At 63.0% G+C, this 11480-nt stretch carries 10 protein-coding genes; 2 read left to right on the top strand and 8 right to left on the bottom strand.

Annotated elements, in window-relative coordinates; genetic code table 11:
* Positions 1 to 252 precede the first annotated feature (252 nt).
* On the bottom strand, positions 253 to 819 hold the full coding sequence (locus IWX77_RS08115; protein WP_327012119.1) for a hypothetical protein: 567 nt from the start codon (positions 817 to 819) through the stop codon (positions 253 to 255).
* A gap of 7 nt (positions 820 to 826) precedes the next feature.
* Entirely contained in the window at positions 827 to 1261 is a 435-nt protein-coding gene (locus IWX77_RS08110) for a single-stranded DNA-binding protein (protein WP_196844003.1), read from the bottom strand.
* Between the two features lie 252 nt (positions 1262 to 1513).
* On the opposite strand from IWX77_RS08110, the gene IWX77_RS08105 reads away from it, so the two are divergent.
* Positions 1514 to 2047, top strand: a complete 534-nt coding sequence (locus IWX77_RS08105; RefSeq protein WP_196844002.1) for an SHOCT domain-containing protein — start codon at positions 1514 to 1516, stop codon at positions 2045 to 2047.
* Between the two features lie 65 nt (positions 2048 to 2112).
* Here IWX77_RS08105 and IWX77_RS08100 read toward each other — a convergent pair whose 3' ends face one another.
* The 5 genes from IWX77_RS08100 to IWX77_RS08080 all read right to left on the bottom strand — a co-directional run bounded on the left by IWX77_RS08100 (position 2113) and on the right by IWX77_RS08080 (position 9236).
* A complete protein-coding gene (locus IWX77_RS08100; RefSeq protein WP_196844001.1) occupies positions 2113 to 3936 on the bottom strand; it encodes a TraM recognition domain-containing protein in 1824 nt (607 codons plus the stop codon).
* Between the two features lie 168 nt (positions 3937 to 4104).
* Positions 4105 to 5568, bottom strand: coding sequence for an ATP-binding protein (locus IWX77_RS08095; protein ID WP_196844018.1), 1464 nt, complete (start codon positions 5566 to 5568; stop codon positions 4105 to 4107).
* A 23-nt stretch (positions 5569 to 5591) separates the two neighbouring features.
* On the bottom strand, positions 5592 to 5993 hold the full coding sequence (locus tag IWX77_RS08090) for a hypothetical protein (RefSeq protein WP_196844000.1): 402 nt from the start codon (positions 5991 to 5993) through the stop codon (positions 5592 to 5594).
* 715 nt (positions 5994 to 6708) lie between these two features.
* Positions 6709 to 7506 carry a DUF4839 domain-containing protein gene (locus IWX77_RS08085; protein WP_196843999.1) on the bottom strand — a complete coding sequence of 266 codons (798 nt, stop codon included), beginning with the start codon at positions 7504 to 7506 and terminating at the stop codon, positions 6709 to 6711.
* 383 nt (positions 7507 to 7889) lie between these two features.
* On the bottom strand, positions 7890 to 9236 hold the full coding sequence (locus tag IWX77_RS08080; RefSeq protein ID WP_196843998.1) for an SCO6880 family protein: 1347 nt from the start codon (positions 9234 to 9236) through the stop codon (positions 7890 to 7892).
* Here IWX77_RS08080 and IWX77_RS08075 point away from each other — a divergent pair.
* Positions 9235 to 10436 (top strand): IS3 family transposase gene (locus tag IWX77_RS08075; RefSeq protein ID WP_196843997.1). Its coding sequence is split into 2 segments (ribosomal slippage): positions 9235 to 9487 and positions 9487 to 10436, totalling 1203 coding nucleotides; the frame shifts between segments, so codons are not numbered across the junction. The genes IWX77_RS08080 and IWX77_RS08075 overlap by 2 nt on opposite strands.
* Positions 10437 to 10665: 229 nt before the next feature.
* Here the strand turns inward: IWX77_RS08075 and IWX77_RS08070 are convergent.
* Positions 10666 to 11442, bottom strand: coding sequence for a hypothetical protein (locus IWX77_RS08070; protein ID WP_196843996.1), 777 nt, complete (start codon positions 11440 to 11442; stop codon positions 10666 to 10668).
* Between the last annotated feature and the right edge of the window lie 38 nt (positions 11443 to 11480).

Here is an 11480-nt window from a genome sequence, read left to right as displayed (position 1 = left end):
TCATCTTTGCGTCTCCCAAGTGCCAACGGCTCCAACGCTGCTGAAGACATCCTGCCGTCGCGCGTGGGCTCATCCGCTGCCCGTAAGACGGACGCTGAGCGGGCACGTCCGCACGGATACTGGGATCTGCGGGTTACGAGCCCGAAGGTGTCGCGTTTACCCCGCCCTTTGAACATTCTCGCTCAGGAGCGTCAACTGCGACAGCGAAGCAATCCCTTTTGCGCCCTTCGCAAGAGCCAAGGCTTGGCGATATCAACTAGATTCAGCGCGAGAGTAGAACGATGCCTCGGCATCGCGGCGACGCGCGACATCGTCGACGACGAACTGCACGAAGTCCTCATCGCGGTCGCCGATGATCTCGTCTTCGACGGTGTCGGCCGGCGGCTCGCCTGGCCAAGCAGTCTGCCGCGTTGCCCGGTCGCGCTCCAGCCGCGTTCCCGAGATCGCGACCCAGTCGCGCAGCCGATGGCGGGCATCCGCAAAATCGCGATGCCAGCCAAGCGGAGCGGAGCCGTGCTGGTCAGGGTCGTAGGCGCCGAGCCAGTGCAGGTGCAGTGCGGAGAGTTCCCAGACAAGTTCGGGGTGCCGATGCCAGAACGGTGGCACGACGGATGCCGGCAGCCCGTAGGTGCGCCGCAGCCAGTTCACCCACCGGTTGAGTTCGATCCATTCGGCTGCGGCGTCGTCGGCGCTGAGCAGGTTCCAGTTGATCGGATGCGGCGGCTCCGCCGTGAGCGGACCGTCTAGGTCATCCAACGAGCTCGCTCGGAACGCGTCGTCGTGGTCGTCGGATGCCCACTCGACCAGTGACTCTGCCATTGCTGTTTCACCGCCTCGAGCTGGTGTGAGCCGCTTCCGCTTCGTGCTCAACTTCGGTATCCAGCGAGGTGTTCGAAGCGTCGCGATGGGTACGGTCGACTTGATAGTTGGTGCGAGCGAGGTCGTGGCCGATCTTCTTGGCGACGAATTCTTCGCGTTGCATGGTTTCGCCGTCGCGTTCGACCTGGAAAATGCGCACATACCCTTCGGCGACGAAGCTGTCGCCTTTGGCGAAGCGGGCAAGAGCCCGTTCGGCGGTGGCGCGATAGGCGACCAAGTCGTGGAAGGTTGGCTCGAGCGCTGTGAAGTTGCCGCTGTCGTCGTGTCGGAAGTGCGGCTGGCCAACGCGCACGTAGAAGCGGGTATCGCCATTCGCGGTGACCGATCGCTGCGGGTCGGAAGCGATGAAGCCGGACAGCGATTGCTGCGTGTGAAATGCCATGGGACTCTGCCTCTCGTGATTTGGACGGTGCACGTTGATTTGCCTTCACAAGGAGGTGCGCATTCGCTCCCTATTTCTTCGGCGACAGTCAGGAGCGGTCGATTTCCGGGTAACTCGAGTCCCGCAGTGATTGGTCATCATGAAATTCCATCTGACCTTGATCGCTGGCTAGGGGTGCCCTTCCGATTACGAACAAAAAGGTGGGCGGTGCGGTCGGCTGATATCTTTCTCTCAGTCATCACAATCGGGGGTATGTCCATGAACGAAACGCCATTCTTCACTTTTACGTCACACATCGATGGTAAAAATGCCCGCATATCCGTGTTTCAGGATCGAGTCGAGTGGGTTAGACCTAGGGGTGTATCGGGCGGAAAGATCACGGCAGGGCTGCTAACGGGGGGACTGTCGCTTTTTGCAACGGGATTCGCAAACGGTAAAAGTGGCACCGAGATGATTCCAGTGAAAAGCATGTCCAGCGTTACGACGTCGCGAGATGGTCTGTTGAATACCAAAGTTTCCGTGATCACGTCTGGCAACACGGTCGACTTTCGCGTATCCCACGCGGAAGCCGCAAAAGTCAAAATCATTCTGACGCAGCTCATTCTTGGTTCGCACCCTTCACAGCAGGTACAGAACTCGGAAAGGGTGGCCGCTTTACCAGCCCCTGCGGTGCCCCAAGACGACGTGATGGCGCAACTTGCCAAGCTGGGCGAGCTCAAGGCGGCTGGCGTTCTAACGGCAGAAGAATTCACTCAGAAGAAGGCCGAGTTGCTTGGAAGGCTCTGATGACGACCTTTACGATACGTCCTGCTAGATGAACGGCACGTCCGCGGCACGTTGACGGATGCATCTCAACGGCGCGTCTGATCGTCACGCGTAGGTTCGACTCGCTCAGGTTCAGGTCCGCTTCGAGTCGGCCTCCCCATCAACCCCTCGATTTCCTCCCAGTTCGCACGCAACTCTTTGGCATCCGGGCGCGCGGTCCACATCTGCAGACTCGCGATGATCGGTGGCGCCGCGCGCAGCATGATCAGGCCGGTGCCGAACGGCAGGGTGCGGATGGTGTCGGGCGGCATGATCGGCACCCGGCGGATGGAGCGCTGCGATGAACGCGAGCCGCGATCGCCGATCGTCGTCGAGTCGGTCGTTTCGTCGCGGTCGCCGATCAGAGTCGAGAGGTCGTGCAGGTCACGTGAATTGGATCCACCGCCGAGCACGATCTTGACGATGGAGGAGTCCCAGATGGTGCCGGCGGCGTTGTCGCTCCACTTCGTGCGCGCCTGCGCTAGGGACTGCAGCACCGGCATCGTCGTAATACCGGTGCCGCCGCCCTCAGCCATGAGCGTGGGTAGCGAGGGGAGTGGCGCGAGGTTTCCGATCTCGTCGAGCGCGAGCAGCAACGGTGGGTCCAGCCTTGCGCCCGCGCTTCGGGCGGCGATGCGGCGAGCGGTCTCGACGAGGTCCTCGACAAACGCCGACACGAGAGCGGCCGAGTTGTTCGAGCCCGCGCCGGTCGCCAGCAGGTAGAGGGTGCCATTGCTGCGTAGGAACGCTTCGGGGTCGAACCCCTCGCCCTCCGGTGGTGAGACGGCATCCAAGACTCGAGGGTCAGCCAAGGCGCCCAACGAGAGCGAGACCCCTTGCCAGATGGAGTCGCGCGTGCGCGGGTCGGCCTCCAGAGTGGCCCGGAGCGAGTCGCCCCAGCCGGTGGCCGCTGCTGGAGCGCTCAGCAGAATCGAGACGGCGTCGTGGGCAGCGGCCGGGTCCAGGGTCCAGCGAAAGAGGTCAGCTGGCGAACAGTGATCGAGCGCTGCCGCGTGCAGCATCGACTGCAGGGCCGTGCGGGTCTTGGCTTCCCAAAATCCACCGCCTTCGACGCCGCCCGCGGCCAGTCCGGTTCCGGCGGCGAGCCCTGCCGCGCGAATCATCGCCGTGAGCGGATCCTCGCAGCCGCGAATCGGTGACCACCGCAGCCCCACCGGCACGCCCGCCGCCAGCTGTTGCGGATCGAACACCGCCACCGGCCCCAGCCGTTGCCGTGCGCGCAGCGTGGTCGTGAGGTTGTCGGGGCGCGTCGAGGTCGTTACGACCGGGCCCGGCGCATCAAGAATGGCATTGATCACGATGTGCGCCCCCTTGCCGGAGCGTGGCGGTCCGATTACCAGGATCGAGTCCTCGACGCTCGCCCACACCGCGGTACCTCGTGATCGCCCGATTCGATAGCCGACATCGCTCGGGCTGGCCTTCGCGAGCGACGGTCGAAGATGCGCGGCGCGCTTCATGATCGCCGAATGCGACGCGGCACGGGCCACCTCGGCACGGGTCGCTGTGCCGGCAATGCGGTACGGGTCGACCTTCGTTGTGACGCCCCTGAAAATGCGCCACAACCCAATCGCCAGAGCGGATGCCAGCCCCACCAGCACGATCGTCGTCACCCAATATGCGACCGCATTCAAACCCGGTGCCCGAAGCCCTGCGGCCGGGTTGCCTGGCTCTAGGAGCACAGCGAGTCCGGTTTCCGGCCCGCCAGCGGGTTGCTTGGTGCCCGTCACCCAGGCCGCGGCAGCACCCGAGCCGCGAAGCAGCAGAGCCAACACTGCCGCGCCGATCAGGAGTCCAATACCGAGGTTGGTCAGCTCGTCACCGAGGTCGGTCTGCGGTCGCTGGGTGGTCATCCGCTTAAGACTTCAGATTCGATCCGGGATGGCTGAACCGGCGCGTGGGGGAGTGAGAGAAGTCTCGCTCGTCGGAAGTAGACGGCGCGGGGCTCGGGTAGTTCGGCGAGTGTCATTCGCGATTCTCGTCCCATGGACAGTCCTCCTCAATCAATACAAGTTGTACAGCTATTGCCCCGATGTCATCCGCGCCGTCGTGTCGAACGCCGCAAGCTCATCGGGGTGCAGTTGATGCTGCACAACAAAACTGCGATCCTTCACCCGCCACAACCCCTGACCGGTGCCGAGCGCGGGCAGCAATTTCTGCTCGGTGCGGCTGAGCCCGAGCGCGCTCGCCGTGGATCCGAGCTGATCCGGTTCCTGCCGGTAGACGATGCGCGTCTCAGCGTTGGCCAGGAGCGACGACGCCAGGGCGCGCATGGTGGATCCGGAGTCGCCGACGTTGTCGAGATCGCTGAGCTTGTGGAAGATCAGCATGTTGGCGATGCCGAAGTGTCGGGCGAGCCGCCACTGGGCATCCATTCGGCGCAGCAGCGCCGGATACGCCATGAGTCGCCAGGCCTCGTCGTAGATGACCCAGCGCTGGCCGCCGGCCGGGTCGGCGAGGGCGGATTCCATCCACGCCGACGAGCATGTCATCAGCACCGAGATTAGGGTCGAGTTCTCGGCCACCCGCGACAGGTCGAGCGACACCATCGGCAGCGAGGGGTCGAAGCGCACGGTCGAGGGTCCGTCGAAGAGTCCGGCGAGGTCGCCGGCGACCAGCCGTCGCAGCGCATGGCCGACGAGGCGGCCGTCTGCGGCGAGGCGACCTTCGTCGTCCTCGGGGTTGGGGGAGAGGATGCGATCGACCACCATGGGCAGGATCGGCACTTCGGAGCTGCGCACGGCATCCGCCAAGGCGAGATCGATGGCCGTGTGCTCGAGCGGGCTGAGTGGACGATCGAGCACGGTTTCGGCGAGGGCGCCGATCAGATCACGGCGCCGGGCGGTTAGCTGCGCCGACCATTCGGCGTCCGAAACGGATGCTACCCGGTGGCCTTCGTCGAGCGGGTTGAGCCGGTTGCGCAGGCCGTGGCCGAGGATGATCGCCTTGCCGCCGACGGCCTCGGCGACGGCGGTGTGCTCGCCCTTCGGATCGCCCGGCACATAGACGCGCCGGCCGAAGGGGAGCGAGCGGGTGTAGAGCGACTTCGCCAGCGAGGACTTGCCGGAGCCGACGATGCCGGCGAGCACGATGTTCGGGGCGGTAATCATTCCCTGTTGGTAGAGCACCCAGGGGTCGTAGACGAAGGCTCCGCCCGAGTAGAGGTCCTGTCCGACGAAGACCCCAGCCGAGCCGAGTCCGGCCTCGGCGAGAAACGGGTAGTGACCGGACAGCGTCGCGGTCGTGTCTTGGTGCTTGGGGAGTTTTAGTCGTCCGGGCGTTCGCAGCTGAGCTGGACCCGGCTCGCCGGCTTTGGGCAGGTACGCGCCCGATCGTGCTTCGTCCCGCTCCGCGTGCCAGCGCGTGCGGGCGGCGAGAGTCGTGGCCTTCTGGGCATCCGCTTCGATCTTGCCGGCCTCTCGGCGACGAGCGCGACGGTCGCGGCGCAGCTCGCCGCACGGCTCGACCAGCGCGGCTGTGTGCATCCGCTCGGTTACTGCGGTGTCTTTCACAGCGTGACCGTGCGCTCGACCAGGCGCGTTGACCGCGGGGCGCCCCAGATGTCGTCGCGGTGGGGCGTCGACGGTGCCGGTACGACTTCAGATTCAAGCGGATGCCACCGCAACAGCGATACGTACCGGTACGTCCTGCTGTAGGTCAGCGCGTATGGAGAGCCGTCGTGCTCGATGATGTGGTCGGTCCGGCCGGCCGGGATGCGGTCGTAGACGTACCCATTCTCGAGGGCGGCATCGGTCGTGGCCTCGCCGTGGTCTCGTGGCTGCAGGTAGTCGAAGGCAGCGGATGCTCCGCTTCGGTCGATCAGTCCGAGCACCGCGTCGGCCTCAGCTCCTTGTAGGAAAACGACACTGATCCATCGAGATGTGCGGTTCTTCGTTTCGTACCCAGCCATGCGTCGCTCCAATCACGTATTGCTTTGCTTTGGAGGTGCGCAGAGCGCTACGCCGGCGGAGACGGCGGTGACAGAATTAGGTGGAGAGGCGCCGTGTCCGTCTGATGATTCGGATCTCGATGGCCCTATAGAGGAAGAAACCCATAGAGATAATCGAGCTGCTCCACATCGCAGACTGCCCGAACTCGGAAGAAACCCTTCATCGCCTGCAACGCGCGGTCAACAACACCCTGCCGTCGGACACGCCCATCAAATCCATACTGATCGATTCCGCTGAGACGGCCGCGAGTCTTCTCTTCGCTGGATCGCCGACGATCCTCGTCGACGGTGTGGACCTCTTCCCTACGGACGGCCGCACGAGCCACCTCGCTTGCCGGATCTATCGCACGCCGAATGGCATGGCCGGAGCTCCGACCCAGCAGCAAATCGAAGCAGCACTTGCTGCTTATGGATAGCGCCGCGGAATTCAGCTGTTCCTGCTGTGGTCGCATCTATCCCCGCCGCAAGCTGCATGCCTTCAGCGACAGCGTCTACATCTGCCGACGATGCGGACTGTGGGTCGCGCTCCGGCTCCGTGCCGATCCGCTTGGGCACGATCAGCATTAGTCGACCCGCTGTGGCACCTGCCTTCGGAGCGTCGTTTCGGCTCCAACCGATCGCGTCAAGCAGGCTTCGCTCTAGCAATTGATGTGATTAGTCGGTTGATTCAGCGCTTCTAACGGAACGCAGTAGCGACCGGCTCGAGAATGAATTGGCAGGGGAGGCTGTCGAAGAAGTCGACTTCAGCTGTGATACGAATCTGGTCCCCCACGCCGATAGTGTCTTTTCCATTGGATCCGGTGAGATGCAGATCGTATGTGGCATTCACGTCCCGGAACTGAAAGGAAGGCCCAACGATCTTTGTTTCGCTGTAGTCCCCAGGCGCGAGAAGGAAGTCATACCGAGTGTCGTAGTCGCCGTGGTGTTGCATAGCAGAGATGTTGCCGTCGAATTCAATTATTCGACCTTCGTATTTGGCCGCGAAATCTGAATTCACGTCACTGCAATTGTCTGTTATAGCTAGGAACGCTGCGAGGTCCGCGTTGTTTTCAACAGTCATAATCTCCGCATCTGCACTGGGACTGACGGACGGCTCTGCGGACGGAGCTGCAGACTCCGCAGGCTGGTCCTCGTCATCCTCAGGGAAGGAATGGTACGACACGACAATCGAAACGCCGCGTTCAAATACGCTGGCCTTATCGAAGGACGCGACTCCACCGATCTCAACTTCCTCTACCTCTCCGGGGCTGCTCAGCCAGCCGGCAATTAGGTCGCCCATCGCCTTCGTTTCGACATTCGTGAAGCCGGCGCCGGTCAAAGAATCCGCGACGTCTTGAAAGTCTTCGTCAATGAAGTCATCTGAAGATGCTGGCATGCGTGCCTGATCAGCCGTGAGGGGCTTTTCACGACTGCACCCTGCGACGGACAGCATCAATGCCACTCCGAGGCCTGCCGCGATAATTCTTTTGATCACTTGAAATACCTCACTGTTTCAGGGACGTGCTTCTGACGCGCCGTACTTGGCCGCCTGCGTCGGTGCAGGCCAACCCGTCGCCAGGCATTGCGGCGTGCGGACGGGAATCCGCCTACTTGATCAGGGCCCGGATTATGAGAACGACCAACCACAGACCCCCCGTGATGATGGTCAAGATGGTGTGCAATAAAATCGCACCGCAGCCAGGCTTGTTCTTCGCCAACGTTTCTCATTCCCCGTAAGTGCCTCGCGTACGGCAGTACGCCGACTCGTCGAATCCCCGGACTCGGCCAAGCCTCGCCCCCATGCTTCTAAGCCTTATCGTAGTGGCTGGATTTCTGGTCGCTCGCAGGCCTCAGAAATAGATAACCACCTAGCGATAGTCACACGCTCCGACACAATGGCAACGCCGCAGCCGTGAACGCCTGCGCCTGCTGCCCCACCAACCTGCGTGTCTCGCAGGATGCCTGAATTGCGGCCTGCTCGATCGACGCCACCGTAGCGTCCAGCTCATCGACCGTGGGCGCGGTTATGCAGATGAGGCCGGTGGTGCGCAGTACGCCGTGGCCTGCGGTGAGGTCGGCCTCCTGGTGCAGCAGGTCGTGGTACTCGGCGGTGGCGCCGGCATCCTCTATTTGGCCGATGCGGTTGCGTTGGTGGGCGTCGCTGATGAGCTCGGTCTTCTTCTTGCGCAGGTCGCGCGCGGCCTGGTCGGCGCGCACGGGCAGGTAGTGCAGCGACACGGTGCGCAGGATGCCGTTGGTGAAGACCAGCGGTGACAGAAACCCGGGGAAGACTTGCGACCTGGGCCATTCGCTGATCCACAGCACCGCGTGAAAAGCACTGTCGGTGCGAAGATGATCCCAGCTCTCGGCGACGGCAACCGGCCCGGCCGTGGCCAACGACCGCCCAACTAGCGGATGCCGCTCCAGATCGACACCGATAGCCGGGTCGTAAGCGGTTCGCAGGATCACCGCGAGCTCGTCGGCGGTAAGCCAGCCGCCGACGGTCAGGTCCGCTGCCCGCAGCGCGCCAGTGAGAGCGGTCATTTCCTGCCGCAACACGGTCGCCGCGCCTCGCATGCCGCCGCCCTGAGTGCGCACCTGCCGGCCCGCCGCGTTGAGATCGAGTGACAGTGCGATCGTTGTGGCATGGCGTTCCCCTGCGGGTCCGGCTCTCTCGATCAGGTCGCGGTAGGTGGTTGCGGCCCAGCTGTCGTCGTTGATGCCGTGCCCCTCCCACCACTCGGTCAGGCCGGTGCCGGAGTCGGGCAGCGTGCGCTCAGACACCTGCAGCCGCGCGATCCGCCCCGACCGGCAAGCGCCAGCGAGCACGCGCCCCCAGCCGACCACGCGTCGATGCTGCTCGTCCGGGTCGAGCAGCGCGAACGCCGGGTGCGACACAGCGACGACCGCGGTGAGGGTTTGCGCGTGCGGGTCGTGGATCATGACCGCCCCTGACTCGGGATCGTTCCACTCGCGCAGCGCGGCGGCATCGCCCGGCAGTGACAGGGTGCCCACCGGGCGCGGGCGGATGATGCGGCGCCGGTAGGTCAGCTGCTCATGCCCAGACCGCCACGCCCACCGAGTGACGACCGGCATCCACTCGACGATTTTGCGCCCGCCAACCGGGATACCCGCGGTCACCGCCGCGGTGCCCCAGATCGGGCTCGTCCACGCGACTGCGCCCGTACAGTGAATTGAGACAGACGATAGGAGGATCTGTTTCATGACGAATCGTCGTAAGTTCAGTACTGAGTTCCGGGCCGAGGCCGTGGAGCTGGTCGTTTCATCGGGCCGGCCGATCGCGCAAGTCGCACCCGAGATCGGGGTCGTGGAGGGGACGCTGGGGAACTGGGTTCGGGTCTGGAAGGAAGAGCACCCCGACGCCGGCGCGAAGGACCCTGGCCCGGTGGAGTGGAGCAAGTACAAAGCGTTGCAAGCTGAGAATGCCGAGCTGAAACGGGAGATCGAATTCTTGGGAAAAGTCAGCGCCTTCTTCGCGGCGAAGCAACGATAAACGACTACTTCATGTTTATCAGTGTGGAGAAGGCCACCTTCCCGATCGACTGGATGTGCCGCAAGCTCAAGGTCTCTCGGGCGTCGTTCTACCGCTGGCTGCGTCCGGCGGAACCCACTAAAACGCAGGTGCGCCATGACGAGCTCGACGCGCACGTGGTCCGCGTCTACAAGCGTGAGAAGGGCAAGGCTGGGAGGGACCAGATCACTACCCTTCTGGGTCAGGAGGGCGTCAGTATCGCCACGGGCACAGTCGGGTCGATCATGGCCGGGCGCGGCCTGCGGGCAGTCAGGATGCGGGCGTGGAAGAAGACGACGACGGTTGACCCCGACGCCCGGACCGAGCACATTAAGAACCACATGCTCGACAAGAATGGGAAGCGGGACTTCACCTCCACGGTTCCAGGGACCAGGCTCTGCGGCGATATCACCTATCTGAGAACCGGGTCGGGGTGGCTGTATTTGGCGACCGTCATTGACTTGTCTACGCGGATGGTCGTGGGCTGGTCGATGGCCGCTCACATGCGCACCAGCTTGATCATCGACGCCCTGGCGATGGCCCGCGACCACGGCCACCTGGACGTGAACGGGGCCATTTTCAACTCGGACCGCGGCTCACAATACACTTCTGGAGATTTCCAGAAGTGGTGCTTCGCGAACGGGGTGACGCAGTCGATGGGAGCGGTGGGCGTGTGTTGGGATAACGCCGTGGCGGAGTCGTTTTTCTCCCATATGAAGACCGAAATGTATTACCAGCAGCACTTCGAGAACCACCTCGCCGCGCGCACCGCGGTGATGGAATACATCGAATCCTGGTACAACCGGCGACGGCCCCACTCCCACAACGGAGGATTACAGCCGGCCGCCGCTCTCGCCGCTTACCAAGACCGCCGCCAACTGGCTGCGGCATAGAAGAAAAACACATCGAACTGTCTCAAAAACTTGATGAGCGCATGTTTCCAGTGTTCTTGCGACCGATTGCATCTACTTTGGCGGATCGCCGATGAATCCAAGCTGCGTTTCGCCGACACGATGCAGCGGGGCCGATACATCACGCCGCGACCAATGAGCCATGCCCGCTGGGGTGGCAGTCGGTACCGCCACAGCGTTTCGACAATTAATCTGTTTATTTCTGTGTTCCTTACGGACTTTGATTCGCCGGCCTCTCGGGACGCCATGACCAGTCTGTTCGGACCCAGCCTGCAACCGGAGACCAGTAGAAGCACCCCTGGTCAGACATCAATCCTCCTGCCCAAACGTGAGTGATCTCGACCGGTAGGCGAGGAGGAATGACAGGGAGCCACGATTCGGTTAGAGCGAGTTGTGCGCCGAAGCGGCTGCCGACCGTTGCCCATATGAAAGCATGGCGCTCAACTCCGCCGTATCGGGCAAGCTTCGCGGCCACGTCCATTTGCGCCGCTAGGACGTTACTTATCCAGTTGCCGAGCTCGTCCGTCCCGGCAGAGCCGCTCCAGCCGCCTTGGGAAAGGATCACATTCCACCCCACGGGTTCTACTGACATTTTGCTCATGCGACGAATGCCGAGATCACGAAAAGCTCGGGGCACGTGGGTGCCGTCCATTTCATCGGGTAATTGCGGGTCCATCGCGAGCAACAAGGACGGCAGTTCCTCATGGATATGGCGGATTCTCGCGCGACGTGTGAGCGTCATATGCCAGGAATTCCTAATTCCCGGGACCTGGAGGAACTGTCCGTATTGCTCAAGAGCCGCAGCTTGGCGCACGTATGGCACCTCGTGATCGCTGACAACCTCGAGCGGGTAGTTACCCTTGCTGCCCCGAATGATCGCATCCACCATTCCAGGGGATCGGCCGTCGTCGTGCAGGTCGACGGGAACGCCGAGGTGAAGCGCCACTATCTGTCGGGCGGTCGCTTCTTCAAAACGATCTCTAGTCACCCTGCGAAAGGTACGCGACGATGGACACCGATGCTAGG

Source organism: Cryobacterium sp. CAN_C2 (assembly GCF_015751745.1).
Classification (GTDB): Bacteria; Actinomycetota; Actinomycetes; order Actinomycetales; family Microbacteriaceae; genus Cryobacterium.
This window is presented reverse-complemented; position numbering and strand designations above follow the sequence as displayed.

Excerpts from the sequence above, each read along its gene's own strand:
- IWX77_RS08110 (WP_196844003.1), bottom strand. The coding sequence starts at position 1,261 with ATGGCATTTCACACGCAGCAATCGCTGTCCGGCTTCATCGCTTCCGAC.
- IWX77_RS08095 (WP_196844018.1), bottom strand. The coding sequence starts at position 5,568 with ATGCACACAGCCGCGCTGGTCGAGCCGTGCGGCGAGCTGCGCCGCGAC.
- IWX77_RS08115 (WP_327012119.1), bottom strand. The coding sequence starts at position 819 with ATGGCAGAGTCACTGGTCGAGTGGGCATCCGACGACCACGACGACGCG.
- IWX77_RS08080 (WP_196843998.1), bottom strand. The coding sequence starts at position 9,236 with ATGAAACAGATCCTCCTATCGTCTGTCTCAATTCACTGTACGGGCGCA.
- IWX77_RS08100 (WP_196844001.1), bottom strand. The coding sequence starts at position 3,936 with ATGACCACCCAGCGACCGCAGACCGACCTCGGTGACGAGCTGACCAAC.
- IWX77_RS08105 (WP_196844002.1), top strand. The coding sequence starts at position 1,514 with ATGTCCATGAACGAAACGCCATTCTTCACTTTTACGTCACACATCGAT.
- IWX77_RS08090 (WP_196844000.1), bottom strand. The coding sequence starts at position 5,993 with ATGGCTGGGTACGAAACGAAGAACCGCACATCTCGATGGATCAGTGTC.